Source organism: Vibrio sp. bablab_jr001, assembly GCF_016464285.1.
Lineage (GTDB): Bacteria > Pseudomonadota > Gammaproteobacteria > Enterobacterales > Vibrionaceae > Vibrio > Vibrio fluvialis.
Genome location: NZ_JACDWZ010000077.1, coordinates 13,088 through 38,286 on the forward strand (window position 1 = coordinate 13,088; position 25,199 = coordinate 38,286).

At 50.5% G+C, this 25,199-nt stretch carries 31 protein-coding genes; 15 read left to right on the top strand and 16 right to left on the bottom strand.

The annotated features are described in order from the left end of the window. Nucleotides 1-149: 149 nt before the first annotated feature. From JIG40_RS12550 to JIG40_RS12570, 5 genes are all read left to right on the top strand, one after another. On the top strand, nucleotides 150-383 hold the full coding sequence (locus JIG40_RS12550; protein ID WP_020432526.1) for a hypothetical protein: 234 nt from the start codon (nucleotides 150-152) through the stop codon (nucleotides 381-383). Between the two features lie 151 nt (nucleotides 384-534). Beyond that, on the top strand, nucleotides 535-1,968 hold the full coding sequence (locus JIG40_RS12555; protein WP_020327483.1) for a TolC family protein: 1,434 nt from the start codon (nucleotides 535-537) through the stop codon (nucleotides 1,966-1,968). Then, entirely contained in the window at nucleotides 1,965-2,939 is a 975-nt protein-coding gene (locus tag JIG40_RS12560; protein WP_020327484.1) for a biotin/lipoyl-binding protein, read from the top strand. The genes JIG40_RS12555 and JIG40_RS12560 overlap by 4 nt, the downstream gene beginning before the upstream one ends. A gap of 3 nt (nucleotides 2,940-2,942) precedes the next feature. Beyond that, nucleotides 2,943-4,106 carry an ABC transporter permease gene (locus JIG40_RS12565; protein WP_199465407.1) on the top strand — a complete coding sequence of 388 codons (1,164 nt, stop codon included), beginning with the start codon at nucleotides 2,943-2,945 and terminating at the stop codon, nucleotides 4,104-4,106. After that, nucleotides 4,093-5,241: an ABC transporter permease gene (locus tag JIG40_RS12570; RefSeq protein ID WP_199465408.1), complete on the top strand. Its 1,149-nt coding sequence runs from the start codon at nucleotides 4,093-4,095 to the stop codon at nucleotides 5,239-5,241. Before JIG40_RS12565 ends, JIG40_RS12570 begins: the two co-directional genes overlap by 14 nt. A gap of 5 nt (nucleotides 5,242-5,246) precedes the next feature. Here the strand turns inward: JIG40_RS12570 and JIG40_RS12575 are convergent, their stop codons facing one another. After that, the gene (locus tag JIG40_RS12575; protein WP_154184490.1) at nucleotides 5,247-5,621 is read right to left on the bottom strand and encodes an ATP-binding protein; all 375 of its coding nucleotides are present in this window, start codon (nucleotides 5,619-5,621) and stop codon (nucleotides 5,247-5,249) included. Nucleotides 5,622-5,762: 141 nt separating this feature from the next. On the opposite strand from JIG40_RS12575, the gene metA reads away from it, so the two are divergent. After that, on the top strand, nucleotides 5,763-6,704 hold the full coding sequence (metA, locus tag JIG40_RS12580) for a homoserine O-succinyltransferase (RefSeq protein ID WP_020327487.1): 942 nt from the start codon (nucleotides 5,763-5,765) through the stop codon (nucleotides 6,702-6,704). Nucleotides 6,705-6,882: 178 nt separating this feature from the next. Next, nucleotides 6,883-7,599, top strand: a complete 717-nt coding sequence (gene pilW, locus JIG40_RS12585) for a type IV pilus biogenesis/stability protein PilW (protein ID WP_199465409.1) — start codon at nucleotides 6,883-6,885, stop codon at nucleotides 7,597-7,599. A gap of 3 nt (nucleotides 7,600-7,602) precedes the next feature. On the opposite strand, the gene JIG40_RS12590 is transcribed toward pilW, so the two are convergent. The 3 genes from JIG40_RS12590 to JIG40_RS12600 form a co-directional block, all read right to left on the bottom strand. Beyond that, nucleotides 7,603-7,833: a hypothetical protein gene (locus JIG40_RS12590; RefSeq protein WP_020327489.1), complete on the bottom strand. Its 231-nt coding sequence runs from the start codon at nucleotides 7,831-7,833 to the stop codon at nucleotides 7,603-7,605. 36 nt (nucleotides 7,834-7,869) lie between these two features. Further along, on the bottom strand, nucleotides 7,870-8,871 hold the full coding sequence (gene rlmF, locus JIG40_RS12595; RefSeq protein ID WP_244662673.1) for a 23S rRNA (adenine(1618)-N(6))-methyltransferase RlmF: 1,002 nt from the start codon (nucleotides 8,869-8,871) through the stop codon (nucleotides 7,870-7,872). 88 nt (nucleotides 8,872-8,959) lie between these two features. After that, entirely contained in the window at nucleotides 8,960-9,475 is a 516-nt protein-coding gene (locus JIG40_RS12600; RefSeq protein ID WP_020432533.1) for a M48 family metallopeptidase, read from the bottom strand. Nucleotides 9,476-9,611: 136 nt separating this feature from the next. Between JIG40_RS12600 and JIG40_RS12605 the strand changes: the two genes are divergently transcribed. Beyond that, entirely contained in the window at nucleotides 9,612-9,842 is a 231-nt protein-coding gene (locus tag JIG40_RS12605) for a glutaredoxin family protein (RefSeq protein ID WP_020432537.1), read from the top strand. A 3-nt stretch (nucleotides 9,843-9,845) separates the two neighbouring features. On the opposite strand, the gene JIG40_RS12610 is transcribed toward JIG40_RS12605, so the two are convergent. Next, nucleotides 9,846-10,715, bottom strand: a complete 870-nt coding sequence (locus JIG40_RS12610) for a LysR family transcriptional regulator (protein WP_199465411.1) — start codon at nucleotides 10,713-10,715, stop codon at nucleotides 9,846-9,848. Between the two features lie 153 nt (nucleotides 10,716-10,868). Here JIG40_RS12610 and JIG40_RS12615 point away from each other — a divergent pair, with 153 nt between their 5' ends. The 4 genes from JIG40_RS12615 to JIG40_RS12630 all read left to right on the top strand — a co-directional run bounded on the left by JIG40_RS12615 (nucleotide 10,869) and on the right by JIG40_RS12630 (nucleotide 13,858). After that, nucleotides 10,869-12,089, top strand: a complete 1,221-nt coding sequence (locus JIG40_RS12615) for an MFS transporter (RefSeq protein ID WP_024374149.1) — start codon at nucleotides 10,869-10,871, stop codon at nucleotides 12,087-12,089. Between the two features lie 46 nt (nucleotides 12,090-12,135). Further along, nucleotides 12,136-12,696, top strand: coding sequence for a DUF1415 domain-containing protein (locus tag JIG40_RS12620; protein ID WP_020432541.1), 561 nt, complete (start codon nucleotides 12,136-12,138; stop codon nucleotides 12,694-12,696). A 109-nt stretch (nucleotides 12,697-12,805) separates the two neighbouring features. Further along, nucleotides 12,806-13,156, top strand: coding sequence for a DUF2750 domain-containing protein (locus tag JIG40_RS12625; protein WP_020432542.1), 351 nt, complete (start codon nucleotides 12,806-12,808; stop codon nucleotides 13,154-13,156). Between the two features lie 126 nt (nucleotides 13,157-13,282). Continuing rightward, nucleotides 13,283-13,858 carry a nucleoside triphosphate pyrophosphohydrolase family protein gene (locus JIG40_RS12630; protein WP_024374151.1) on the top strand — a complete coding sequence of 192 codons (576 nt, stop codon included), beginning with the start codon at nucleotides 13,283-13,285 and terminating at the stop codon, nucleotides 13,856-13,858. Between the two features lie 59 nt (nucleotides 13,859-13,917). Here the strand turns inward: JIG40_RS12630 and JIG40_RS22875 are convergent, their stop codons facing one another. Then, a complete protein-coding gene (locus tag JIG40_RS22875; protein ID WP_244662671.1) occupies nucleotides 13,918-14,127 on the bottom strand; it encodes a hypothetical protein in 210 nt (69 codons plus the stop codon). A 43-nt stretch (nucleotides 14,128-14,170) separates the two neighbouring features. Next, nucleotides 14,171-14,623 (bottom strand): GyrI-like domain-containing protein, encoded by a 453-nt coding sequence (locus JIG40_RS12635; RefSeq protein WP_020432547.1) that lies wholly within the window; start codon nucleotides 14,621-14,623, stop codon nucleotides 14,171-14,173. 302 nt (nucleotides 14,624-14,925) lie between these two features. Here JIG40_RS12635 and JIG40_RS12640 point away from each other — a divergent pair, with 302 nt between their 5' ends. Next, entirely contained in the window at nucleotides 14,926-16,083 is a 1,158-nt protein-coding gene (locus tag JIG40_RS12640; RefSeq protein ID WP_180953967.1) for an MFS transporter, read from the top strand. 52 nt (nucleotides 16,084-16,135) lie between these two features. Here the strand turns inward: JIG40_RS12640 and JIG40_RS12645 are convergent, their stop codons facing one another. Continuing rightward, nucleotides 16,136-16,618, bottom strand: coding sequence for a GNAT family N-acetyltransferase (locus JIG40_RS12645; RefSeq protein WP_024374154.1), 483 nt, complete (start codon nucleotides 16,616-16,618; stop codon nucleotides 16,136-16,138). A 209-nt stretch (nucleotides 16,619-16,827) separates the two neighbouring features. Between JIG40_RS12645 and JIG40_RS12650 the strand changes: the two genes are divergently transcribed. Next, nucleotides 16,828-17,058, top strand: a complete 231-nt coding sequence (locus JIG40_RS12650; RefSeq protein ID WP_020327515.1) for a PAS factor family protein — start codon at nucleotides 16,828-16,830, stop codon at nucleotides 17,056-17,058. A gap of 345 nt (nucleotides 17,059-17,403) precedes the next feature. On the opposite strand, the gene btuD is transcribed toward JIG40_RS12650, so the two are convergent. The 8 genes from btuD to JIG40_RS12690 all read right to left on the bottom strand — a co-directional run bounded on the left by btuD (nucleotide 17,404) and on the right by JIG40_RS12690 (nucleotide 24,103). Then, nucleotides 17,404-18,159 carry a vitamin B12 ABC transporter ATP-binding protein BtuD gene (gene btuD, locus JIG40_RS12655; RefSeq protein WP_199465412.1) on the bottom strand — a complete coding sequence of 252 codons (756 nt, stop codon included), beginning with the start codon at nucleotides 18,157-18,159 and terminating at the stop codon, nucleotides 17,404-17,406. Further along, nucleotides 18,146-19,141, bottom strand: coding sequence for a vitamin B12 ABC transporter permease BtuC (btuC, locus tag JIG40_RS12660; RefSeq protein WP_020327517.1), 996 nt, complete (start codon nucleotides 19,139-19,141; stop codon nucleotides 18,146-18,148). The genes btuD and btuC overlap by 14 nt, the downstream gene beginning before the upstream one ends. A gap of 111 nt (nucleotides 19,142-19,252) precedes the next feature. Then, a complete protein-coding gene (locus tag JIG40_RS12665; protein WP_020327518.1) occupies nucleotides 19,253-20,281 on the bottom strand; it encodes a succinylglutamate desuccinylase in 1,029 nt (342 codons plus the stop codon). Nucleotides 20,282-20,499: 218 nt separating this feature from the next. Next, complete coding sequence (locus JIG40_RS12670; RefSeq protein WP_199465413.1) at nucleotides 20,500-21,114, bottom strand: histidine phosphatase family protein; 615 nt, start codon at nucleotides 21,112-21,114, stop codon at nucleotides 20,500-20,502. Further along, complete coding sequence (cobU, locus tag JIG40_RS12675; protein ID WP_020432556.1) at nucleotides 21,111-21,653, bottom strand: bifunctional adenosylcobinamide kinase/adenosylcobinamide-phosphate guanylyltransferase; 543 nt, start codon at nucleotides 21,651-21,653, stop codon at nucleotides 21,111-21,113. Before cobU ends, JIG40_RS12670 begins: the two co-directional genes overlap by 4 nt. Next, complete coding sequence (locus tag JIG40_RS12680) at nucleotides 21,650-22,450, bottom strand: adenosylcobinamide-GDP ribazoletransferase (protein WP_199465414.1); 801 nt, start codon at nucleotides 22,448-22,450, stop codon at nucleotides 21,650-21,652. The genes cobU and JIG40_RS12680 overlap by 4 nt, the downstream gene beginning before the upstream one ends. Then, nucleotides 22,450-23,478, bottom strand: coding sequence for a nicotinate-nucleotide--dimethylbenzimidazole phosphoribosyltransferase (gene cobT / locus JIG40_RS12685; protein WP_199465415.1), 1,029 nt, complete (start codon nucleotides 23,476-23,478; stop codon nucleotides 22,450-22,452). Before cobT ends, JIG40_RS12680 begins: the two co-directional genes overlap by 1 nt. Nucleotides 23,479-23,491: 13 nt before the next feature. Beyond that, nucleotides 23,492-24,103: a flavin reductase family protein gene (locus tag JIG40_RS12690; protein ID WP_154184500.1), complete on the bottom strand. Its 612-nt coding sequence runs from the start codon at nucleotides 24,101-24,103 to the stop codon at nucleotides 23,492-23,494. Nucleotides 24,104-24,487: 384 nt separating this feature from the next. Between JIG40_RS12690 and JIG40_RS12695 the strand changes: the two genes are divergently transcribed. Then, nucleotides 24,488-25,171: an NAD(P)H-binding protein gene (locus JIG40_RS12695; RefSeq protein WP_199465416.1), complete on the top strand. Its 684-nt coding sequence runs from the start codon at nucleotides 24,488-24,490 to the stop codon at nucleotides 25,169-25,171. The last annotated feature ends 28 nt before the right edge of the window (nucleotides 25,172-25,199 follow it).

Sequence of the window (25,199 nt, forward strand, 5' to 3'; positions counted from 1 at the left end):
TTAGGTTATTTTTAGTTCGTTTGAGTGATTAGCCGATATACTCAATGGGCAGTGAGGACTGAAGCGTTGTAAAAACAATCACAACTTATACATAACTATTCAAATCGTGATTGCGGCTTAACCACTACATAGTCAGAAGGAAACTCACCATGGAAAGAGATGCTTTCGGGATATGCTTGTCTCACGACATGCTGTTCGAGAATCTGCACTCAACATTTACTCATGTGCGTGCTTATGAACTCGAAACCGAAGACGACGATCAACTGCGCGTACTGCTCGCATTTCCTCAAATGTCCGGCAGAGACGTGTTGATCACGATGCAAGGAACCAAAAAGCTTATTTGGCGTGCTGATTTCTTGTGCCCTTCTTATCCCCGCATTTAACATCGCGCTGACTTCGCAAACCGGGTCAGCGCGTTATTACATCTGTTGCACTTTCTTATATACTGCTGATGGCTTTTTAAAATTCTGTCACGTCAGGCAGAAAATCTATAATATAGAGCATTAACTCTAAAACCCTATTCTGAGCTAAAGCATGAAAGTGAAATCCATCAGTATGCTGATGTGTTCGCTGTTGGGGACCTCGTCAGTATTCGCTGCGCCTATCTCTTTCCAGCAAGCCTGGGAAATATTGCAGCAAAACAATAATTCATTAGCTGCTGAACGAGCCAACGTCGAACACTTTGAACACCTGCAAGACTCGACATCGAATCTGAATTTGCCTTCCGTGACGGTTGGTGCCAATTACACTCGTCTTGATCAGGATGTGACTGTATCAGCAAAGCAAATCGTCGACAGCGCCGGTGGGATTCCTGCTTCCCTCGCGGCCTATGCCCCTTTATTCGCTTCTCTGGGCTCGCTGACCTCTACCATTACTGAGCGCGACGTGTTCAGTTCTTCCATTCGCGCCGTGTGGCCCATTTTCACAGGTGGTCGTATTACTGCGGCGCAAGATGCAGCGGAAGGAAAAAAAGAAGAAGCGCAAAGCAAGCTGGCGATGGAAACCCAAGCTCGCTATGAAGATCTCGCCAAATACTATTTCAGTGTTGTCCTCGCCAGAGAAGTACTGCAAACCCGCATCGCCGTAGAGCAAGGTCTGACCAAACATCGCGACAATGCCATTAAACTCGAGCAGCAAGGCCAGATCGCACATGTCGAACGCCTGCAGGCGGATGCCTCGTTGGACAAAGCCACCGTCGAGCGTAAAAAAGCACAAAAGGATCTCGATATCGCGCAGAGCGCACTGACACAAATCCTCAGCCAGAATCAAACCGTTGAACCAAGTGGCGGCCTGTTTATTAATAACAGCCTGCCGCCAATGAGCGCTTTCATTGATCAAACACTGGCTACTTATCCGGGACTGGATATGCTGGCAGCCAAAGAGAAGCAGGCCTCCAGCCTCATCAAAGCGGAAAAAGGCAAATACTATCCTGAGGTCTATCTTTACGGGACCTACAACCTCTACGAAGATGACTCGCTTGCCAGCCAAATCGCGCCAGACTGGATGGTTGGAGTGGGCGTCAACGTGCCGTTGATTGAAAACACAGGCCGCAGCTCGCAAGTGAAGGCCGCCAGCAGCACCGTAACGCAGGTAAAATATCTGCGCGCGCAAGCCAAGCAAGATCTCAGTGTGTTGGTTGAGAAAACCTACAAAGAGGCCGAGCAGGCACTGGAAGAAGTTCAAGGGCTCAATTCAAGCCTGAAATTGGCAGAGGAGAACCTCTCTCTGCGCCAGAAAGCGTTCAGCCAAGGGTTATCGACCTCTCTGGATGTGGTGGATGCCGAACTCTATCTAGCCAGCATTCGTACCCAACAAGCGGCGGCCGGATTTAATTATCTGATTTCGCTCACCAAACTTCTGGCGATCTCCAGCGAAATGACCACCTTCCCGCAATACACCCAGAGTGCGATTCCTCTGGTCACTCAGCATTCCAATAACCAGTTCAACACGCAAAAGGATCCTTCATGAAAGCGGCAAAATCCTCTCTTCTTGCAGTCACTGTCTTAGCAGCCGCGGGCTGGATTGGTTACAGCTTTTATCAGGCCTACCAACCAGAGCCTGTGCGCTTGCAAGGCCAGATTGAATCTCAGCAATACAGCATCTCGTCCAAAGTACCGGGGCGAATCGATCAGGTTTACGTGCGTAAAGGCGATGAAGTGAAAAAAGGTCAGCTGATTTTCACCCTGCACAGCCCGGAAATTGAAGCCAAACTGGAGCAAGCCATCGCAGGTCAGAAAGCTGCTGGCGCGCTGGCACAAGAAGCCGAAAATGGCGCTCGCGAGCAACAGATTCGCGCCGCGAAAGACCAATGGATGAAAGCCAAAGCCGCGGCTGAACTGGCAGAGAAAACCTACCTGCGCGTGAACAACCTGTATAAAGATGGCGTGGTTGCCGAACAGAAACGCGATGAGGCCAATACTCAGTGGCAAGCGGCGAAATACACCGAAAGTGCGGCATTCCAGATGTATGAAATGGCCAAAGAAGGCGCTCGCGCAGAAACCAAACAAGCCGCGCAGGAGAAAGCGCGTATGGCCGCAGGTGCCGTAGCGGAAGTAGAAGCTTATGCCGCAGACACCAAAATCGAAAGCTGGTTTGATGGTGAAGTGTCGCAGGTGTTAATGCAAAGCGGCGAACTGGCTCCTCAGGGGTTTCCTGTGGTGACGGTGGTTGATCGCGAAGATTCGTGGGCAGTGCTGAACGTGCGTGAGGATCTGTTGAGCCATTTCCAGAAAGGCACCACGTTTAATGCCTATCTGCCTGCGCTGAACAAGTCGGTGGAGTTTAAAGTGACCCATGTCGCTGTGATGGGTGATTTCGCGACTTGGCGCTCAACTGATGCTGCGCAAGGTTTTGACCTGCGTACCTTTGAAGTAGAAGCTCGCCCGACTGCGCCAGAAACGAATCTGCGCATGGGCATGAGCGTGGTGGTTGAGTTGTAAGTGATGCGCCGCGCTATCCCCTCGCAATGGCAACTGCTGCGTCATGATCACTGGTTACTGGCCTGCCTGACTTGGGTACCTATTCTGCTGGCCGGTTCCATCTGGTGGATCTTTTCTGCGGGTGTGGTTCAGAACCTGCCGATTGGTGTGGTCGATTTGTCACACAGCCAGCTTTCACGTCAGTTAGTCAGAGAGCTGGATGCCACGTCAACGCTGTCAGTCACGCGCCAATATCAGAACGTGGCTCAAGCTAAAGATGACATGGTAACCAGCGACATTTATGCGTATGTGGTGATTCCCTATCAGTTTGATAAAGCCATTTATCGTGGCGAACAGCCGAGAGTCACTACTTTTTACAACAGTCAGTACATTCTGGTTGGTCGTTTAATTAACTCAGCGGTAGTGCAAGCGCAGGGAACACTCAACGCTCAGATTGACGTGGTGAAAACACTCGCTTCCGGTGAACAAACCACACTGAGCGCCATGGGCCGTTCCGTTCCGGTACGCACGCAAATTACGGCGCTGTTTAACAAAAACACCAACTACGCCCAGTTTCTGGTGTCTGCGATTGTGCCGGCATTGTGGCAGATTGTGGTTGTAGTCAGTACCATTTTGATTCTGACTGCCAACTATCGCGAATACGGACTGAAAGCCTGGTTGGGTGACAAACCGCTGTTGAATCTGACTCGTACGTTATTGCCTTACTACCCGATGTTTGTGCTGCAAGGCGCGGCGTTTCTCATCTGGTTTTACTCACTGCTGCAGTGGCCGATGCATGGGAGTTTCGCGGTACTGATTGGCGCACAAATGCTGACAGCCATAGCCTGCATGATCATGGGCGCCGCGTTCTACTTCCTCACGCTCGATCCAGCGCGCGCAATGAGTTTTGCTGGTGCGTTCACCGCGCCCAGCTTTGCCTTCATGGGCATCACCTTTCCGACCTCCGATATGGGTTCTCTGGCTCAGGCATGGCGCAGCCTACTGCCCATCAGTCACTATATTGAAGTCCAGGTCAGTCAAGTCAGTTACGGACTGAGCGCAGCAAAATCGCTGTCCCATTTATGGCCAATGGTGGGCTATGTGCTGCCACTGCTGCTGACGTTAGCGTTAATTCGCAAGCATCAAAGCAAAGAGCAAACAGTAAGGAGTACTCATGACCCTGTTTGAACTGTTTAAAGCCGAGCTCAAAGCCCTGCTGACCAATCCGGTGGTCATGCTCACCATGATTGGCGGCGTGGTGTTCTATTCGTTCCTGTATCCGCTTCCCTACAGCCATCAAACGCCGCGCGAGCAAAAAATCACGGTGGTCAATCTCGACAAGAGCCAGGCCAGCTATCAGTTGGAGCGAATGGTGGATGCCACACCTCAGGTGCAGGTGGTTCAACGGGACCATTCTATTGAAGACGCGAAACACGCTTTTCTCGATGGCAAAGTCAGCGGAATTTTGGTGATCCCGGAACATTTTTATAAAGACTTGCTGCTGGGTAAAAGCCCGACACTGGCGTATGCCGGTGATGCGTCCTATTTTCTGGTCTACGGCACGATTGTAGAGGGCCTGGCGCAGGCGGGCGGCACACTGTCGGCCAAAGCCAAAGTCTCGCGTCTGGTGATCGACGGTGAGCCGATGGCACTGGCTGCCCATCACTATTCAGCCATGCAGTCCAATCTCAAGCCGACCTTCAACCCACGTATGGGCTACGTCGATTATGTCGTTCCGGCCGTCTTCGTGCTGATTTTGCAACAAACGCTGGCGATGTCGTCAGGTTTGATGGTGGGAACACAGAAACAGGGCCGGGGCTATTGGAGCCGCGTGTCACCACTGCGTTTGATTCTGGTGCGCAGCGCGATCATCATCGCAATCTATTATCTGCTCAGCATGTACTACTTCGGGGCGAGTTTTACCACCCACGGAGTGAACACCCTCGCCAGTGGCGGACAGCTCCTCACCCTCTTGCTGCCCTTCTTGCTCAGTGCCTGTTTTATCGGCATCTGGCTTGGTGCATTAACGCCGCGCCGGGAACTGGTGACACTGGTAGTACTGATCAGCTCAATGCCATTGGTATTTTCAGCTGGCTTTATCTGGCCTGTTGAAGCAATTCCAGCCCCGCTGGTTTGGATATCAAAACTGTTTCCGAGTACGCCGGGGATTCAGGGCTTTTTAGCGTTAAACCAGATGGGCTCAGAATGGCGTCAGATAGCGCCTCAATGGACACTGTTGTGGCTGCAAACGTTCGCCTGGGGCACGCTGGCTTGGTGGCAGTTTACACGCACCGGTCAAGGTGAGTTGGCGCACCGCGATTAATCGCTTTAGTCCTGCCACTTTTGGCGCATACGCTCGATAGTGGCGGAGTCGACACCGTGAACATTCGGGAAATCCCCCCGACAGACTTTGGTAACTAATCTGGCGCGATATTTTCGCGCCAGTTTTTTATATGCAGTCATTTCCCAATGACGCACAAACGTGTTCGCCACCACCACGCTATTCCCCTGCGCCAATGCGCGTTCACATTCCCGCTGACACCACTCGTGCGCCTTGGAAATCAATTCCGGGCGGTAATGATATTCGCCCTGTGCGTTCTCAAAAAACATGTCCGCTTCCAGATGCACTCCGGGCAAGGTTTTCGCAAGGGTGGATTTGCCGGAGCCTGGCAGGCCGCGAATCAGGGTCAGAGTGAGTGGCATAGTGGGTTTGGAATAGGAAAATCGTGGCTTTCATACTAACTTAAATTCGAGCCGGCTGCATTTTGCTATCGACAACTTTAGGGAGTTGGGTTATAAGTCTAGATGTATAGACGTCCAAACGTAACGCTTAGGGAGAAAGCTGTGCCAATTAAGATCCCCGATCAATTGCCTGCAACTGATGTTCTACGCAATGAAAATATCTTCGTGATGCCAGAATCGCGTGCCTCCACGCAAGAAATTCGTCCGCTTAAAGTTTTGATTTTAAACCTGATGCCGAAAAAGATTGAGACAGAGACGCAGTTCCTGCGCCTGTTGTCCAACTCGCCACTTCAGGTGGACATTGAATTGTTGCGCATTGATGATCGCCCAAGCAAAAACACTCCAGAAGAGCACCTGAATGAGTTCTACCGTCAGTTTGAAATCGTTAGCCACCGTAACTTCGATGGCCTGATCATTACTGGCGCGCCTTTAGGTTTGGTGCAATTTGAGGATGTGGTGTATTGGGATCACCTACAACGGATCATGAAATGGGCCAAACAGCATGTCACCTCCACACTGTATGTGTGCTGGGCGGCGCAAGCTGGCCTGAAACTGTTGTACAACCTGCCGAAACGCACCCGTGACGAGAAGCTCTCTGGCGTGTATCACCATGAAACCCTGCAGCCTTATCATCCGCTGACCCGAGGTTTTGATGATACGTTCCTTGCGCCTCATTCACGCTACGCGGATTTTGAGCCGGGTTTTTTAGAAACTCACACCGATCTGGATATTCTGGCCACCTCGGATGTGGCGGGGGTATATCTGGCCTCGACCAAAGACAAACGCAATGTGTTCGTCACTGGTCATCCAGAATACGATTCCCTGACTCTGCACCATGAGTATATTCGCGACTTGGGGGAAGGTCTGGAACCGGCAATTCCGGTCAACTACTACCTGAATGACGATCCGGACAACAAGCCGCGCGCCAGCTGGCGTAGCCATGGTCATCTGTTGTTTGCGAACTGGCTCAACTACTGCGTGTACCAACAAACGCCGTACGATCTGGAGCACTTCAGCGAAGACAAATTCACCAAAGACGATTAAGTCTATCTCTCAGGCCGCTTCAGCGGCCTTTTCTTTATGCGCACGTTACGTTTTTACTCGCCTCGCATCCTTTGCGATTGACTCTCGTATGTTTGCCAACTGACTCGCAATGTTATTGCCGCTACCTAGGTTAACTTGCTGATGTGCTTATGATTGTGCATTGAAAAGGAGTGAGCGAATGAAACATGTATGGATACTGGCGTGCGTATTGAGTTTAACTGGCTGTATTACGGTGAAGGAGTCAGACAACAGCGATCTGAAAAGCGATCCGGTTGAGATGGCCGAATCACGTATCGCACTCGGGCTGGGTTACTTAGAAAACGGCAGCATGATCAAAGCGCATGAAAATCTAGAAAAAGCGATGCAGCACGCGCCGCACTATTACCGCTCACAGCTGTCGATGGCGCATTACTTTGAAACCGTTGGCGAAACCGACTCAGCCCGAGACACCTACCGCGCGGCACTGCGGGATCATCCTAAAAACGGCAATGTGCTCAACAATTACGGCACCTTTCTATGCAAACACGGCGAATATCAGCAGGCCGATAAGTACTTTAACCGCGCTGTCGAACAGCCTTACTATTACCTGATTTCCGCCAGCTATGAGAACGCCGCGTTTTGTTCACTCAAATCCGGCGACCCAGAAAAAGCCGCCTATTACTTCAAACGTGCTGTCGACCACGATCCGACACGGGTTCGGTCTTTACTGCAACTGGCGAAGCTGGAAATAAAACGGGGAGATTACACAGAAGCGAGAATCAAACTGCTGGCGTTTCATCAGCGTTATGGTTACCAAAAGGCGTCTTTACAACTCTTGATTGAACTGGAAGAAAAGGCGGGTAATAAAGCACTGGAGAAAAAGTATCAGCAAGCGCTGGATGCTCTTTCTCCATAATAATTAGCGCCGTTTACCAATGTTAGTTGGACGGCCATCTTTGCCGCCTTTGCGATCGCGATAGTGCGTGCGGCGCAAACGGCGAACTTTAGTAGAGCGTTGAATTTTTTGGTATTCGCGATACAAGATACGAATAAACAGCACGAGACCAATCAACAAAATGACCGAAAACACGGAAAGAAACGGTACACATAGCCAATCAGGCTGACAGGGGGTATAGATTTCAAAGTCCATGACCAACCTCCTCTGCTGTTTATCCTGTTATTTATCTTAGCATTTTTTGCTCAACCACAGCTTGCGCTGCTCAGCATTTTGAAAACTCCATGCCACAAAGCGACTCACTTTCTGTCCTTGCTGCATCTCTACTACCTTTATCGACTGCACGCCAACTTTCTCCAGTTGTTTTTTCAACCAACGCACGTTGTCGCTCTTAGAAATCAGTGTCGTGAACCACAGCACTTGTTCTGCGAACTTCTTACTTTCCAACGCCATGTCTTTCACAAACGCCGCTTCGCCCCCCGGGCACCACAGTTCAGCTTTCTGCCCGCCGAAGTTCAGTGTCGGAGACACAGGCGCCGTTTTGGCCTGCTGAGTCTGAGCGACCCCTTTCTTACGCTGGTTGTCGCGCAGATTGCGGATTTTACTCTCAGTGCCCTGCTGAGCCTCAGCCAGAGAAGCATGAAACGGAGGATTGCAGGTGGTGACATCATAACGCTCATCTTTGCCAATGATGCCACTGAACATCGCTTTGCTGTTTTTTTGCAACCGGCATTCAATGCGCCCTTTCAGCACTGGGTTGCCTTGCGCAATCAAATTTGCCTGTTTGACCGACGCCGGATCCACATCGCTGCCCGTGTAATTCCAGCCATATTCCGTTACACCAACTATCGGGTAAATGCAGTTCGCACCCACGCCAATATCCAACGCTTTCACCCTATTTTGCTTAAGTGCGGGGCACTCTTCAGTGAGCAAATCCGCTACACGGTGAATGTAATCCGCGCGCCCCGGAATTGGCGGGCAAAGATAGCCAGCAGGAATATCCCAGAACGTGACACCGTAATGATGAGCCAGCAATGCTTTGTTGAGCAGCTTCACCGCCACTGGGTCAGAAAACGGAATACTCCATTCCCCTTTCGGATTCTTAATCAGAAAACGTTCAAGCTCTGGCAGAGTTTTGCACAGCGCAGGGAAATCGTAATTGCCTTTGTGCTGGTTACGCGGATGCAAGCCCGCTTTACCTTTTAGAGGAGCCTGAGTATTTTTATTCGTCATCGGCTTGCCCGCCAGCTTGCTACTTGATTGAACTTTAGCCATCGGCTTAGCGCTGCGCTCCGATTTGCGCGTGAACGGACGTGTTGGTTTAGACATCGATTTTCTTTCCCGCCTTCAGTTCAAGCACCATCATATATAACCGTGCATCCAGTTCTAGCTGATGATAGTCCGGCTCCATATGACAGCACAGCTGATAGAAGGCTTTGTTGTGTTCTTTTTCGCGTAGATGCGCCAGTTCGTGCACCACCAGCATACGCAGCAAGGGTTCTGGTGCGTTTTTGAATGCGCTGGCTATACGGATTTCGTTCTTGGCTTTAATTTTGTTGCCGTGCACTCGGGACACATAAGTGTGTAATCCGAGCGCATTGTTAATGAGGTGAATCTTGCCGTCATACACCACTTTGCTCAGCGGCGCGGTTTTTTTCATGTACTGATTTTTGATATCCATCGTGTAGTTAAACAGCGCTTTTTCACTCTGAATATCGTGACGCTGAGGATAACGCTGCTCAAACCAAGACACCAACTTTCCAGATTCAACCATTCGCTGAACCGGTTCGAGAATGTGGGCAGGATAACCCTGAATGTATTTCAGTACAGGATGCATAACGGAAACGCTTTAACAGGCCAAAAATTTAGGGTCGCAAAGTGTAACCGAAACCCGGCTGTGAATCATCCCGCCAATTTGCATCAACTGGCGTTCGCCGTTAAACTCTGCGCCTTTCTACTTTTCGAGCACCACCATGAAACGAGTTGTCCTTTACATTAAAGATAAATGCCCACACTGCAAAGATGCCCAACGCTATCTGGATTCTAAAGGGGTGAAGTACCGTCTGTGTAACGCTAAAATGGAACGCGGCCGCAAAGAACTCGATGCGATGGGTGTGCGCAGTGTACCGGTGCTGAAAATCGGTGACCGCGTGATGATTGGCTGGAATCCGACCAACTTCGATCGTATTTACAACAGCAAATAAACCCTAAACATACTGCTTCACGAACTCGATAAAAGTTCGGTCGGCATTAGACAAGTAGCCATCTTTGCGCCAGGCCAGCGCTAAATCGAGCCAGACTGGCGGGTGAAACGGAATCGCTTTCACCTCCGGTTCGTTATCCGTGACCAATTCCAGCAGCGCCGTGATCGCGTATTCGTGTTTAACGATACTCAAAATCATTGGCAACAAATTGGTTTCAAAAGAAAAATTGGCGCTGAGTTTGTGTTCTTTACACACCTTATCGATAAATTCGCGGTGAAAGTAACCGGGCTTGAACATCACCAGTTCATGTTCAAAAAACTCTTTAAACTCTATCTGCTTACGCTGCGCCAGTTCGTGCTCTTTGCCCACCACGGCCACCATTTGTGACGACAACAACGGATCGACCTCGAGATCGGGCGGCAGATCGTGATTGAGAATTACGCCGATATCCAGCTCACCCGACAACAACATTTTCCGAATCGATTGAGTACCCGCTTCAATCACAGTCATTTTAAGATTGGGAAAATGACTCTTAAACGCCATCACGATTTCCGGGAAAAAATACGATCCCATCATGCTCGGCGCACCAAGACGCACTTCCCCTTTTACCAGCCCTTTGAGTTCATCCATCGCCAGTTGTGCATCTTCAATTTGCTGCAGAATGCGCGTGGCATGTTCCAGCAACACCGAACCCTCATGAGTGAGCGTCACTTTGCGTTCATCGCGTTTAAACAATACCACCCCGAGTTGCTGCTCAAACTTCTTAATCGAGATACTCAACGCAGGCTGCGCAATGTGCAGTTCCTGTGCGGCTCGGGTAAAGCTTTCATTACGCGCTACCGTAGCAAAATGTTTGAGATGACGGGTTTCCATAAGGCTCCAAGCTGTGGTGATAACCAAAACATTTTAGTCTGGCTTCTCCATATACAGAATATATGACAACAATAATTTTAATATATTTTATTAATTCGCATTGCACTGATACTTTGATCACATCGTCGTATGAGCCTAGTTTGAGTTGTCGCCATGATTGAATTGAGCAGCCCCCAGTATCGAAAAGTAACCTTCGCCCTCGCCTTTGGGTCATTTTTGGTTTTCTGTAACCTTTACCTGTTTCAACCGATGCTGCCTTATATGGCCAAACATTTCGCCGTTTCTGAAACGCAGATCAACTGGCTGTTCGCAGCGTCTACTTTAGCTCTTTCTGTCAGTTTAGTACCCTGGGCAATCAGCTCTGAGGCCATTGGTCGCCGCCGTGTGATGCTGCTTGGCCTGTTTGCGATGCCGATGATCGGAGCCGTGATGCTAATCAGCAGCGACTTCTGGGTTTTAGTTTTGGCGCGCGCACTAATGGGCGTGGCGCTGGCGGCGTTTGCGTCGGTTGCGGTTGCGTACATGGTCGAAGAGCTGTCACCACAAGCGTTCAGCAAAGCCATTGGCGGCTATATCGCTGCGAACTCATTGGGCGGCATCAGCGGACGTATTTTTGGTGGCCTGCTTACCGACGCACTGGGCTGGCAACAAGCGGTGATCGCAATGGCTGGCTTCACCTTTATCGGCGCGCTGATTGTACTGGCCTGCCTACCCGTTCAAGTGAACTTCAAACCACAGCGCGGCATGTTTTTCCATCACAATCGCGCTCTGGTCAAACACCTTTCCAACCGCACTATTTGGCTGGCGATGCTGATTGGCGGCACCAATTTTGCGCTGTTTGTTAACCTCTATTCGGTCATGGGTTTCCGCTTAGTAGCCGAACCTTACTCAATGCCAATTGGTCTGGCTTCTCTGATTTTCCTCTGCTATCTGGCGGGTACGCTGAGTTCAAAACTCACCGCTAACTGGACCAAACGTTACCCGCCAATTACAGGTATGGTGGTGGGCGCCGCGCTGAGTATGTCCGGTATGTTGATTGCGCTGGTCGAATCGATTCCATTCATGATGCTGGGCCTCATGCTGATTAGCTTTGGTGCATTTTTCACCCATACATTGGCTTACGCCTGGGTCAGCCAGAAGGCGACCGAAGCCAAAGCGACCGCGACCGCGCTCTACTTGGTGCACTATTATGTCGGCGGCAGTCTGGGCGGGTTCTATCTGCTGTATTGCTGGCAACATGGCGGCTGGGAGATGGTGACCGCTGGCGGCATGGTGTTGTATGCCGTGTTGTTTACCCTGTGTTGGCGTCTGAGCCTGCGTCACAAAAGCAATGCAGCGACCAGCGCAACCACAGTGTTGAAATCTTCTCACTAAGTTGTGTTATTCTTGCCGCGAAATTTAAAACAACGACGACAAGAATATGAGCTCAACTACCGATAATCAGGCCGTCGCCGCCAGCGTAAACCAATGGTTAGACGATGTGGTGATTGGCCTGAACCTGTGCCCGTTTGCGGCCAAACCTCAGCGCAACCAACAAATTAAGATTTGTGTCAGCAACGCAACCCGCGAAGAGGATCTGCTGCAGGACATTCTTGATCAACTGCTGGAACTGGACACCAAAGAGCCGCAGGAGCTGGAAACCACTCTGGTCGTTGTGCCAGATATGCTGCAAGATTTCACCGACTACAACTTCTTTATCGACTGGGTCGAAGCTCTGATTCGCCAGCAAGATTGGGAAGGCGTTTTTCAGGTCGCCACATTCCATCCGAATTACTACTTTGCCGGTACTGAGCCGGAAGATGCGGAAAATCTCACCAACCGCGCACCCTATCCGATCTTTCATCTGATCCGCGAAGAGAGTATGGAAAAAGTACTCAAACATTATCCGAATCCGGAAGCTATTCCCGATACCAATATTGAACGCGTGTCAAACCTCACCGAAGCAGAACGTAAGGCCTTGTTCCCTTATCTGTTCCGCTAGTGAAATGAACGGATTCGACGGTAGAAAAGTGGGACATCCACCAAATCTTAATGGGATTTAACCGTTGAAAATGCTACTCTTACGCCATCATTCTTAGTGAGAGAATAAAATGAGCAAATTAACGACAGATATTCAAGCCAACCTTGAATTGTTCATCAAAGAATCCCAAGAGAACAACCTTGTTTGGGGTCTGCGTAATGAAGAAGGCTGGTTGTCTTGTGAATCGACCGAGTTTGAAGACAGCGAAGTGATGCCTTTCTGGTCATCAAAAGAAGACGCGCAACTTCATAACGTCGAAGAGTGGGCCGATTTCGAAGTACTGGAAATCCCGCTGGATATCTTCGTTGAAGATTGGCTGATCACTCTGGGCGAAGATGGCGTGCTGGTTGGTACCAACTGGAACGCGAATCTGGATGGCAAAGAAGTTGAGCCTTCAGAACTCGCCAAGATGTATCTGTAATCTCTTCTGTTAAGGCGCTCACTGCAGCGCCTTAATTATTTCTGAACAACACGTTTTCTCTACATAGCCGCCAATGGCAAGCTCTGCTACCATTGGCGCTTTATTTCAAGCAATCGGACTGAAAGCATGCATTTATCTAAGCTGACGCAAGACATTTACGATCACCTTTACCGCGACATCACTGAGTTTCGTAGCACATTTGACCTGCCAGTCGCCACTCCAGCCAGCCTGGATGACAAAGCAGATACGCTGCACACCTCTCTGGCGATTGAAGAACTGACCGAACTTGCCGAAGCGGACAACAAAACTGAGCAAGCGGATGCGATCGTCGATAGCGTTTATGTACTGATGGGACGTCTGGTGCACCTGGGTGACGCAAAAGTCAGCGATAACCTGGCGATCAGCTACTTGATTGACCTGCTGCTGAACGTTGCTGCGAACCGTGGTATCGACTTCCTTCCTTGCTGGGACGAAGTTCACAGCTCAAACATGAGTAAAGTGTGCCGCAACGAACAAGAATACTCAGAAACTGAAGCTTTCTACGCAGAACAAGGCATCAAACTGATGGCCGTGCAGAAAGGCGATTACATCATCGCAAAATGTGCGCAGGATTTTGTCTCTGAAGGTAAAACCATTCGTCAGGGCAAAGTACTGAAATCGGTTTACTACCGCCCTGCTGATCTGGCGAAGCTGACTCAATAAGCTCAGTATGCGAATAAAAAAAGCCAGAGTACTCTCTGGCTTTTTTTGATCAGGTGGAACTAGTCTTCGATCGTTTTATGACCGCAGTTTTCACAGATAAGGTGGCGAGAAAATTCGTCCATTGACGCAACAAAGCTTCCGAGCGCCCAACCTTTAACGGCCCCCGCAATAAACTCTTTCCATTTTCTATGGGGACCATCCTGATAAGGACTCGGCTTCCTCACCAGAATCACGATGTGATGCGTTTCCACGCTACACGGATGACACAAGTGATCAACATCATCTGCTGTCCTTTACTCCACCCACCAGCCATTAAGCTTCCCGCAAAGCAATATACACGCTCACGGTATTCGCATTTTCATAATGCTCAAAATCGGTAGTGTATGCACGAGTGTGTTCGCACTCTTCGGCGCTGAAATAACGCCATACTGACTGCCACGCTTCAATTACCGCGGCAGGGAAATCACCTTGGGCAGTAAATTTCAGATAACTACCCGGTTCGATAGTGACAGACTGCAGGGGGGCTTTTGCTTCTGCTACCTGATCTGATCCCATCAGCACATCGAACTCGCCGTTAACGTCCGATGCATAGTTGAAGTACACACTGTATGCACGGGCGCCAGCCGCATAGTCAATATGGACATTGGCGTCGACGTACGCGACATGAGCGGGTATTTTCGCCCGTTGAGGATTCATTTCATCCGCATTGCACGTTCGCAGCGTCAGTCCCCGAATCTCTTTTTGTGCCACCTTAACCTGTTCCAAACCCTGCTCCTGATGTTGAATGTTGTTGTCCTACGCGATAACTCCGTTTACCCGCTTGGGTGAACTCACTGTTTTTCATGATAAATCACTCTACGCGCATCTTAAGCCATTCACTCTAACAATCATATGAAACCTATTGATTTAGCTGGGTCACACTATGAAAATTTGACTTGTCAGTGAGCTTCACTATCATACCCAACGACATATCCGTACGCGTTAACGTCAATCAACGCACTCGTTCTCATGTATATGAGCGCTGTGTGTTGATGTGTCTGCAAAGTACGCAGTGCGGATATCTGTTTATGAATCACAAACCCTCCTTTCTTGTCATCCTGTCGCTGATCTTTATTGCGGGATTTTCCCTGCGACCCGGCATCACCTCCATCGCTCCGGCTCTATCCGAGATTCAAACGCATTTTCAAGTGCCTGAGAGTTTATTGGGATTATTGACCGCTATTCCGGTCATGTGTATGGGGGTGCTCTCTCCCCTTGCCCATTGGGCGGCACAACGCGCAGGAATAAAGATGACGTTGTTAATCGGTTTCATGTTGGTTGCCGTTGGTGAAACGCTTCGTGTGCAGACATACTGGTTCAGCGTTCTGCTGTTCACATCTCTGTTGGTGGGAATTGGTGATGCGCTGATTAGGCCAGTGCTGTCTGGCTTTATCAAGCAGCACTCAGGGCGATATACGCCACTTGCAATTGGTTGGTATGCCGCATCCATGGGCATCGGTTCTGCCTGTGCGGCGATTCTGACCACACCTGTTGGCTCCGCTCTGGGCGGTTTTGAGTTTGGCCTTGCGATTTGGGCCCTGCCAACTCTGCTGAGTCTGATTGCCTTTTCAACAGGCATGCCATCCCGTGAACAAGATTCTCACTCTGTGGTCAACGTTGTACTGGTGGTTAAACGATCGCTGATCATCGCGTTAACGCTATTGTTTGGCCTTCAATCAGGATTGAATTACGCCATCGCGGCGTGGTTGCCGCAATGGTTGATCGCTCAGGGCGAAAGCGCAACTGCTGCCAATCAGTACACCTTTGTGTTTATCATCATCGGTACACTTACCAGCCTGACCTATCCGCTGTTTGTTGCTTCACTGCGTCATAGCGAAAGCAGAACCGTTTTGTTGGCCACGGCGCTGTTGACCCTCGCTCCAATCTGCTATGTAGCCAACGGTCCTGTTTGGTTGTTGATAGGATTACTCAGCATGAGCATTGGTATTTTCTTCCCGTTGGTACTGCAACTGCCGTTGGCAGTAACGCATACACCAACCGACGCTATTCGTCTGTCCGGCATCGTTCAAAGCTTAGGATATTTGCTTGGCGGTCTCGCGCCTGCGGCTGTCGGGGTGATGGCCAAGCAGTATGGCGTCATAGACGCTTTAGATGGAATCGTCCTGATCATCACCTTGAGTATGACAGTGACCGCGGGGTGCCTGGCTTATTGGCTGAAGCGATAACGCTCCTTTCGTGAGGCTCAGCACTGCTTAGTCTTGGTACTAAGCAGTGCTTTTACTTCAACCATTTATACATCACCAGGCTATCCACATAACCTAAACGGCCATGCCGGTAGGCTTTAGGCAATCTGCCGATAATCGTAAACCCCAGTTTCTGCCATAAGCTCACTGCGATTTCATTAGTCGAAACCACACTGTTGAACTGCATCGCTTCAAAGCCAAGCGCCAAGGCTTGTTGCTGTGAATCTTCACACATTTGGCGCGCGATCCCTTTTCCCCGGGCCTCATCTGCGACCATATAGCCGCAATTACAAATGTGATTGCTCGGCCCCATCGCGTTGGGTTTGATGTAATACGTTCCCAGAACGGTATCACCGTCAACATAGACGTAAGTCTTCAGCGGCGCTTCACACCACAATTGATATGCTTGGTCTTGGGTCATGTGCGGATCATAGGCATACGTTTCTTGAGCCTGAATGATGCGTGAAAATGTTGGCCAGAAGGATGCAAAATCCGCTCGGTTGATTTCCCTTAACACGTAACGTCTCCCTGATGACATAGTTTGGTGAGTTGGGTTACTTTGAGCGTTGTTTTTTAACTCAACCCTCAAATAAACCGCGTTTCACAGTACCATATCTTGTGAATCGTTTTTGAATGTTTTGTTGTGTGACTGTGACGTGCGATTTTTCTTGGCTAAGCGGATAGAATTCATATGCACTCCGTGCAATAGAATAAAAAGGGAGTTACATGAAAACGCTTATCTATGAAACTTTGATTAGCCTTGCTAGCCAAGAACCTGAACAACACGCCCAGATCCGACAAAATCTTTACGAGCAGTTAGATTTGCCGTTCGATAAGCAACTGGCGTTGTATTCTTGTGCGCTTGGTCCTGCCAGCTCCGGAAAACTTGAGAGTTCTGAAGGCATTCATAATGCTGTGGATTGCGCGGTTAAACTACTGGAAACCCCAGAGCATTAATCAAGTCCACCTCTCACTCACGGCCCAATCCCCCAGGGCCGTTTTTGTTTATCACTTCCCTTGTATCCCGAATTCCCCAGATATCAGTGCATACACATTGGTACTATGCTTTGTTTTTGCTTAAAAAAAGAACAAAAAAAGGCCACCTTGGGAGCAAGGTGGCTAAGGAGACTATAAAAAGCCTAACAAGAACGAGAATGTATCGATCTTATTAATGCCATTTGCGTGCCAACTTTTTAAAATTTATTAAACCATTGATTTTAAATAAAAATATGAGTATGTCGTAAAAATGAGTGATTACTCCAAAGTGGTAGCCGACCCAAAATTGTGCTCTGTGCACCAAAATTAGTCGAAAACTAAGTAAGGTTTTCCTTCCACTTCGACGCGCTTCACAGAAGTTTCAAACACTTGAGCCAGATTTTGCTCCGTGAGAACGTTTTGTGGAGTGTCAACACAGTGCACAACCCCCTGACTGAGGAGCAACACCTTGTCAGCATGGCGTAGCGAACGATTGAGGTCGTGGTTAGCCATGATTACCGTGATGCCTTTAGCGGCAACCTGCTGAATCAGTGAATACAGCAATCCTTCCTGAGCGATGTCCAGCGGTGCCGCCGGCTCATCCAGAATGAGCAATTTGGCGTAAGGGTTCAGTGACGGCCAAATTTGCAGACAGCTGCCTGCAAGACGCACTCGTTGCCATTCTCCCCCGGATAAACGGTGGATCGAGCGATGCAGCTTATCGTTGATGTTCAGCAGCCCAGTGATGAAAGTAATGACCTGATTGACATCATCCCCTTTCTCAGCAGCGCACGCTGGCAGTGACAAAGCCAGATATTGAAATACGTCGAGATTGAACGCAGGCTTTTCGCTCTGGGAGAGATAAGCGCGATGCAGCGCCAGTTCACTCAGGGATGCCGCGCGCACATCCATATCCGCGATGTGAATGTCACCAACACTGTCCAACACGCCGGACAGCGCAGCCAGCAAAGTGCTTTTTCCGCTGCCGTTCGGGCCGACAACATGCAGAATGTCGCCCGGCTGACAGTCAAACGACAACGGCAGCAGGCGTGATTCCACGTGTAAGCTCTTAATGCGAATCATGACTTTTCACCAACATCCAGATGAAAACAGGCGCGCCGAGTGTGGTTGTCACAACGCCGAGCGGTAGCTCTGCCGAATCCAAGGCCAAACGGGCGATGGTATCAGCAAAAACCAGCAACAGAGCACCACAGATAGCGGAGAGTGGCAGCAGCATGCGATTTTCGGTACCGAGTGCCAAGCGCAACAAATGTGGCACCACCAATCCGACAAAACCGATCACGCCACCAAGTGCGACTGCCGCACCAACAAGTACCGACACCGCGAGGATCAGTTTCCAGCGCAGCGTTATCACATCCACCCCGAGTTGCTTGGCGTGGGTTTCGCCAAGCATCAGTTTATCGAGCGTTTTACCCTGTAACACCAACCAGACGATGACTGGCACAGCGACTAAGGATAACGTGTGTTGGTACCAACTGGCACCACCGATACTACCCATCAGCCAGTACATCAGTTGGCGCAGGCTCAAATCATCACTGAAATAAAAAGCCCAGGTGACCACCGCACCCGATAAGATCCCCAGCGCGACCCCAACCAGCAACAACCGAGTGGTTGTCAGGCGCATCGCCTTCGCAATCGAGACCAGCAACAGAGTAAACAACAGCGAACCGGCAATCGCCGAGAGCATAAAGCCGATAGGAGTGGCCGCTGCGGGAAAGAAAAACAGCAAAATCACCATCGCCACACTGGCACCGCCTGAGATACCAATAATCCCCGGCTCAGCGAGGACATTGCCCAGCAAGACCTGAAGCGTTGCCCCGGAAACGGCCAGGGCGGCACCGATCACCATCGCTGCAACCAGACGTGGCAGACGCAGTTCAACCACCAGCTGTTGCTCCAACGGCGACATCGCAGAAAAAGGAGAAATGAAGATTTCGCCGACCATCACATAGGCGGCACTGGCAACCAGAAGCAAGACCAGCATGATGAGCGCAGCGCGCTGCCAGCGACGCTGTTTTTGTTGTAGAAGCTGACTAAAATCCATGCAGTACTCAGGTAAATGGTCGGCGCCAGAAAGAAGATTGGCTTAACCATAACGTTAAGCCAATCAAATAGAAAGTGTTAGTTGTCCACCCTCAACGGGGTTGCTCAGCCCTTAATCGTAGACCAGTTGATCTTCTTCGTAGCGGGTATCCACTTTGCATACCATCAACGCCGCACGCTGGCCGATGTCAACATATCGGTTCGGGAAAACAATCGCTTCCCCTTCGTTTTTAGCCATCAGCGGTTTGTCGCCATCATGGCCAAACACTTCTCCATGCATAAAGGAGGTGAAGTTTTCAACGTTGTCGTCAAAACGAAAATCAAAGTCGTCATGTAAGCGAACAATCGTGCGACTGACCCGATACATAATGGTCTTTTTCGGCAGATGCTCTGATTTCTCCCGCGCGACCAGATCACGCAGCGCCAAATCAAACGCGACCAGACGTCGCAGATCGTTTTCACCAATGCGCGCTACCTGCCCCAGTTCCATCGTCAGAGCCTGAGCACCAAAATGTTCCGCGCTGTACCAACTGAATGTACTGGCTGGCGCGTTCGACAGCATTACCGCTTCCACATGGGCAGACTCAACAAAATCCATCAAGGCGTGGCTGCGTACCGCATGGCGTGCTTTCGGGCTGACGGCAAAAGAGTAATGTTTGGATTGGCGGATCGCACAATGCAGATCAAGGTGCCAGCGAGAGGACATCTCGGTTCCGGCGAAGAAATCTTGCAGATGAATTTTCAGATTGTCGGCGATCACCAGCTCTTCACTGGAATCATGCGGCTTATCGTCAAACAGGCGATTCAGATTCACCTCGATGAAGCGTGTGTGCTGGTTGGTCGCTTTCGGATGCGCAATGATCAGCAGCAGGCGCTCTTTAACCGGTTGAAAGCCAGAAATAATGTCATCGACCAGTTTATCCATCAGCTCCATCGGCGCGGTTTCATCACCGTGAATACCACTGGAAATCACAATGTGTCGGGTGGATTCGTCCTGCTCTGCTGGCAGCACTTCTAACACACCGCGCTCATGCAGTTTCAGCGTCACACCAGCTGCGGTTTGCATTTCTCCGCTGGCGACAGACTGCTCGAGATCTAAACTGTCAAAAAGAAAAGATTGGCGAAAGAGGGACTTCGTCATGCGCTACTCCTTTATTGCACAGCGGTTATGTTAAAGAATTGTACAGTCGAATTATGTTGGAGCGATCTCACTTATCAAGACCGGCCCCAAGGGGACTGAATGCCGTACTGCACACTTTTTAACACACGCGCCCAGCCATCATGTATCAATAACTGACGGATGAATCGATTACTAACGGCGGATTCTACCACTAACCACTTGAGATACTCTATATTCAATTAGTTCAGTGGCTTATCTTTGAGTTCAATTCCGATGTTCCTCACAGTCACCATCGGTGGCTGTGTAGAGAAAACATCCAGCTGAGTCAGGGTCTGATTGCCTATTGCCAGCGATGAATACCACACCGGATTACACCAATCGGTTTGCAGTACGTGCGCCAGCAATAAACGAATGGTTCCGCCATGAGCAATCACCAAAGTGTTGTCTTGTAAGGTGGGAAGCCAGCGTTGCCAAGCGGTACTCACTCGTTGATGACAAGCCTGAAGTGTTTCTGCTCCGGGTAGCGGGTTGTCTGCCGGTGATTGCCAGAACGCCTCTAACTCCGGCCAATGCGCACTCAAGTCATCAAAGGTCTGCCCGTCATACTTGCCAAAATGCATTTCCTGGAAATCCGCTTCGACGCTCAGTGTTATCGATGGATTGAGCGCTTTGAGCTTGTACGCTAAATCAGCGCAACGACGCAGGGGTGAGGTAATGGTGTGAGTAAAACCGTGTTTGCTGAGCAATAGGGCAAGTTCATTCTGCACTGAGTCTGCCACGGCGACATCGGTAGAGCCGTTAAGTGCAGGTGGGCCGAGTGTTTTAGCATGACGCAACAAGAAAACACGGTTCATAGCGTTCCCTTCAGCGCCAGCGGCAAGCCCGCAGCAATCAACGTCACACTGTCGGCTTGTCGGGCAATCGCCTGATTCATCCAGCCTGCATGATCGACAAATAGACGCGACACCTCACCCAGCGGCACCACACCAAGACCCACTTCGTTTGACACCAAAATCACCGTTGCCTCGATCCGGCCGAGCGTTTCGGTAAGCTCAGTGACTCGCAGTGAAATGGCCTCAGCGCTCAGCGTTTCGCCCTGATTGTAAATCACGTTGTTCAGCCACAGCGTGAGACAATCCACCAGCACCACATCGCGGCGGGTAAATTGAGACAATGTCTCGGCTAACGCCGTTGGCGCTTCATGTTCACACCATTCATCGCCGCGCTGCGCCTGATGATGCAAAATACGCTGCTGCATTTCACTGTCAAAAGCAATCGCCGTCGCGACGTAATTAAGCTGCCCGGCGCCGAGCGCCGCTATCTGTTTCGCTTTTTGTTCCGCAAAACTCGACTTGCCGCTGCGCGCGCCACCAAGAATCAGATGGACACTCATAACAGGCCTCCGCTCACCGCGATGCCAACGTGCAAATAGGCCAGCAGCAATAAGTAGAGGCTCAGTTCCACAATCTGCTGGGTACCACCGAGACAATCTCCGGTAAAGCCGCCAAGGCGTTTCATCAGCCAATGTTTGAGCGCACAGCGAATCGCCACACTCAGTACCACTGCTCCGCCAAACACTTGCGGGCTGAACCACAGACAAGGAATGAGCCCGCTAACTAGCAGCAATGCCAGCTCTTTACGGCTCTGTCGGTTCGCCAAAGGTTTGGATTTGCTGCTGTCAGGGTCGGACACATACTGCATGTCGTAGATGAGCGAAGCTGCCACCGCGCGGCTTAAGGTGTAGCCCAACAGCCACACGCTAAAGAGCGACATCTGTTCAGCCAGCGAACTTAAAAACAAGAATTTACCCAGTAGCGCCATCACCAACGCCGAAGCGCCATAAGTGCCGATGCGGCTGTCTTTCATAATGGTCAGACGGCGCTCCACGGTCATGCCACCGCCAATGCCATCGGCCATATCAGTCAGGCCATCTTCATGGAATGCGCCAGTCAGAAGTAAACTGACCACCATAGTCAGAAACACGCTGATGGCAGGCGAAAACAGATGGCTGAATAGCGTAAAAACTCCCGCGCACAACGTGCCCAATAACAATCCGACCAGTGCAAAATAGCGCCCGGCCTGATTCATACGTTCACTGCTATAAGGCAAAGACGCCGGAACTGGCAAGCGGGAAAAAAAACTCACGGCCAGCAAAAACAGCTCCCATTGATACTTGAGCACCGTTGGCATTACACCGTCACTCCCGCTTCAGCGAAGCTGGCCATGGTGTTGTAAAACTCCGCCGCCGCGCGCAGCAACGGAACTGCCAATACAGCGCCAGTCCCTTCACCAAGGCGTAGGCCCAAATCCAATAGCGGCTGCGCATCCAACAACTCCAGCACCGCGCGATGGCCGGACTCATGTGAGCGATGAGCAAAAATCATCACATCACGCGCATTCGGATCAAGCAGCGTGGCAATATAAGCGGCCACAGTCACGATGAAGCCATCGACCACCACTGGCGTGTTGCGGCGTGATGCGCCCAAAAACGCGCCGACCATTTGCACGATTTCAAAGCCACCCACTTCAGCCAAGACAGCTTTCACATCCAAGCCTTGGCAGCGAGCGACAGCCTGCCCTACCAACTGACGCTTTTTCTGATACTGCTGCTCGGAGATGCCAGTGCCCATGCCCACACACTGCTCCGCCGACAAACCACTCAGTGCAGAAAGCAGCGCAGCTGCACTGCTGGTATTGGCAATCCCCATCTCACCAAACATCACCAGATTGGATCCGCCATCAATGACTTGTTCGGTCAACGCCTGACCAAGTGTCAGACCTTTCTCTACTTGTTCGCGGCTCATTGCCGCATGATGGGCAAAGTTTTCAGTTCTATCGCCCAAACGCTGCACAATAAAGTCCGGATGCTGAGATTCCACTGGCAACAAAATCCCCGTATCCACCACTTTCATCGCCACTTGGTTGGCACGGCAGAAGCAGTTGATCGCGGCTCCGCCCGCGAGAAAATTCAACACCATTTGTTGTGTTACCGCGCTCGGCGCAATGCTCACGCCTTCATCAGCAATCCCATGATCGCCGGCAAACACCAACACGGTTGGTTGCTCAATACAGATTTGCGTCGTAGCACTGCTTTGCCCTTGGCTTTGAATCAACGCCAACTGATATGCCACCTGCTCCAGTTGCCCTAGTGCGCCCAGCGGCTTCGTTTTTTGGTCAATGCGCTGGGTAATGGCTGCGTGGAATGAAAGATCTAACATGTGTAATTCCTGATTATTGTGGGCGTTGAATAGTGAATGTTTTTTCGAGCGTGGCGTATTCGCCACCGCCAAGACGTGACAGCGGGTCGAGCGTCAGTGCGTCGACATTCAGGCGCTCACCCTGCATCTTGATGATGCGCTCATCAAGATAAACCTGTTCGACTTTGGCAAACAAAAGCGTTTGCGGTGTAGCGCCAATCTCCTGCATTTCGTAAAGCGTGCAGCCAAACGCCACCGGGCATGCTTTTACGCGAGGCAATGCAAAGCCTTCAAATTCACTCAGCTCAATATCGTTGGCAGCCACTTCTGATTCGCCGTGTTCAAGTGTTGCGGCCGTCTTGGTAACCGCTTCAGCCAATCCCACATCGGCAATATGGATCACCAATTTGCCTTTCTCTTTGGCATTGCGGGCGGTGTCTTTGATTTCACCGGAAGGCTTTTTGCCAATCGAAATCATCAGCAAAGGAGGCTGACTCGACACTGCAGTAAAATAGGAAAATGGTGCCAGATTGAAGTTTTCGTCCGTCGATTCCGTCAGCACCCAGGCGATCGGACGTGGCACGACAGTTTGCGTCATCAAATGGTAGATAGCGGAAGGGTCCCACTGGCTGAAATCAATATACATGAGCTAATCCGTAAGCTAACAAAGAGAGGAAAATGACATCGTTTTGCAGTCTACCCGCAATCGATGACGGATACCAAACTTTGCCGCTCTCTTCAGTTTGTTTGCCGAAAGGGTGATCGATTTGTAAACCACCGCCTATAAGCCATTGATCAATTTATACACTATACTCTTGGTACAGATGATGCAGGTATGCACTGTCGTCAGCGATAACTCACAGCAAGGAGATGTTATGTTTGCTAATCAACGATCGCAGAAACAGAAACCGGCAAAATCGTCGGGCAACAAAAAGCACAATCAAGTCCCACTGTCACTGACCTGACGTATCATTCACCCGATAAGACCTCGCCTCGCGGGGTCTTTTTATGACTTTAAGCGATTAATCTTATGGCTACCTCTTCCACCACTCAGGTGATCATCGCTGGCGCAACTGGCCTTGTCGGCTCCTGTGTATTAAAACAACTGCTCGCGGAACCAGTCATTGACGGCGTGTATGCTCTCACCCGCAAACCGCTTAAAGCCCATACAAAATTAACCGAGTTGCTGAGTGCCGAACTTACAGTCAAAAACTGGGACAACCACCACGTAGTTCCTGAATTTGGCGTCATAGCCCTGGGCACCACACGCAAACAGGCGGGTTCTCAGCAAGGGTTGGAAGCGGTGGATTATCATTTAGTCTGTCAGGTCGCACGGACGATGAAAGCGATCGGTGTGCAACGTCTGGCCGTGGTGTCGAGTTACTGCGCGCATCCGCGCTCACGATCTCATTACCTGCGCTGCAAAGGCAAAATGGAGGAAGCGATTCGCCAAATGGGATTCGAGCACGTCACTTTTGTGCGCCCCGGCCCGTTAGTCGGCAATCGCAACACGGTAAGGCCTGATGAAGTCTGGCTGCAACGCATCATGAAGGTGGGACAATACCTGTTGTGGGGCAAGCTGAAAAACCTGATTCCGATTCGCGCCGAAGTGGTCGCCCAGGCCCTGCTTTACAGTTTGTTTGACCGCAACGCTCCGGCGGTTTCCGTTCTGTACACCACCGATATGAAGCGAATGCTGCAGAAATATCACTGAAACGAATATTTCACCATCTGATCGCTAA

What these genes read in the sequence shown, in the direction of transcription:
- JIG40_RS12550 (WP_020432526.1), top strand. Translation starts at nt 150, where the DNA reads ATGGAAAGAGATGCTTTCGGGATATGCTTGTCTCACGACATGCTGTTC.
- JIG40_RS12555 (WP_020327483.1), top strand. Translation starts at nt 535, where the DNA reads ATGAAAGTGAAATCCATCAGTATGCTGATGTGTTCGCTGTTGGGGACC.
- JIG40_RS12560 (WP_020327484.1), top strand. Translation starts at nt 1,965, where the DNA reads ATGAAAGCGGCAAAATCCTCTCTTCTTGCAGTCACTGTCTTAGCAGCC.
- JIG40_RS12565 (WP_199465407.1), top strand. Translation starts at nt 2,943, where the DNA reads ATGCGCCGCGCTATCCCCTCGCAATGGCAACTGCTGCGTCATGATCAC.
- JIG40_RS12570 (WP_199465408.1), top strand. Translation starts at nt 4,093, where the DNA reads ATGACCCTGTTTGAACTGTTTAAAGCCGAGCTCAAAGCCCTGCTGACC.
- JIG40_RS12575 (WP_154184490.1), bottom strand. Translation starts at nt 5,621, where the DNA reads ATGCCACTCACTCTGACCCTGATTCGCGGCCTGCCAGGCTCCGGCAAA.
- pilW (WP_199465409.1), top strand. Translation starts at nt 6,883, where the DNA reads ATGAAACATGTATGGATACTGGCGTGCGTATTGAGTTTAACTGGCTGT.
- JIG40_RS12590 (WP_020327489.1), bottom strand. Translation starts at nt 7,833, where the DNA reads ATGGACTTTGAAATCTATACCCCCTGTCAGCCTGATTGGCTATGTGTA.
- rlmF (WP_244662673.1), bottom strand. Translation starts at nt 8,871, where the DNA reads ATGACGAATAAAAATACTCAGGCTCCTCTAAAAGGTAAAGCGGGCTTG.
- JIG40_RS12600 (WP_020432533.1), bottom strand. Translation starts at nt 9,475, where the DNA reads ATGCATCCTGTACTGAAATACATTCAGGGTTATCCTGCCCACATTCTC.
- JIG40_RS12605 (WP_020432537.1), top strand. Translation starts at nt 9,612, where the DNA reads ATGAAACGAGTTGTCCTTTACATTAAAGATAAATGCCCACACTGCAAA.
- JIG40_RS12610 (WP_199465411.1), bottom strand. Translation starts at nt 10,715, where the DNA reads ATGGAAACCCGTCATCTCAAACATTTTGCTACGGTAGCGCGTAATGAA.
- JIG40_RS12615 (WP_024374149.1), top strand. Translation starts at nt 10,869, where the DNA reads ATGATTGAATTGAGCAGCCCCCAGTATCGAAAAGTAACCTTCGCCCTC.
- JIG40_RS12620 (WP_020432541.1), top strand. Translation starts at nt 12,136, where the DNA reads ATGAGCTCAACTACCGATAATCAGGCCGTCGCCGCCAGCGTAAACCAA.
- JIG40_RS12625 (WP_020432542.1), top strand. Translation starts at nt 12,806, where the DNA reads ATGAGCAAATTAACGACAGATATTCAAGCCAACCTTGAATTGTTCATC.
- JIG40_RS12630 (WP_024374151.1), top strand. Translation starts at nt 13,283, where the DNA reads ATGCATTTATCTAAGCTGACGCAAGACATTTACGATCACCTTTACCGC.
- JIG40_RS12640 (WP_180953967.1), top strand. Translation starts at nt 14,926, where the DNA reads ATGAATCACAAACCCTCCTTTCTTGTCATCCTGTCGCTGATCTTTATT.
- JIG40_RS12650 (WP_020327515.1), top strand. Translation starts at nt 16,828, where the DNA reads ATGAAAACGCTTATCTATGAAACTTTGATTAGCCTTGCTAGCCAAGAA.
- btuD (WP_199465412.1), bottom strand. Translation starts at nt 18,159, where the DNA reads ATGATTCGCATTAAGAGCTTACACGTGGAATCACGCCTGCTGCCGTTG.
- btuC (WP_020327517.1), bottom strand. Translation starts at nt 19,141, where the DNA reads ATGGATTTTAGTCAGCTTCTACAACAAAAACAGCGTCGCTGGCAGCGC.
- JIG40_RS12665 (WP_020327518.1), bottom strand. Translation starts at nt 20,281, where the DNA reads ATGACGAAGTCCCTCTTTCGCCAATCTTTTCTTTTTGACAGTTTAGAT.
- JIG40_RS12670 (WP_199465413.1), bottom strand. Translation starts at nt 21,114, where the DNA reads ATGAACCGTGTTTTCTTGTTGCGTCATGCTAAAACACTCGGCCCACCT.
- cobU (WP_020432556.1), bottom strand. Translation starts at nt 21,653, where the DNA reads ATGAGTGTCCATCTGATTCTTGGTGGCGCGCGCAGCGGCAAGTCGAGT.
- JIG40_RS12680 (WP_199465414.1), bottom strand. Translation starts at nt 22,450, where the DNA reads ATGCCAACGGTGCTCAAGTATCAATGGGAGCTGTTTTTGCTGGCCGTG.
- cobT (WP_199465415.1), bottom strand. Translation starts at nt 23,478, where the DNA reads ATGTTAGATCTTTCATTCCACGCAGCCATTACCCAGCGCATTGACCAA.
- JIG40_RS12690 (WP_154184500.1), bottom strand. Translation starts at nt 24,103, where the DNA reads ATGTATATTGATTTCAGCCAGTGGGACCCTTCCGCTATCTACCATTTG.
- JIG40_RS12695 (WP_199465416.1), top strand. Translation starts at nt 24,488, where the DNA reads ATGGCTACCTCTTCCACCACTCAGGTGATCATCGCTGGCGCAACTGGC.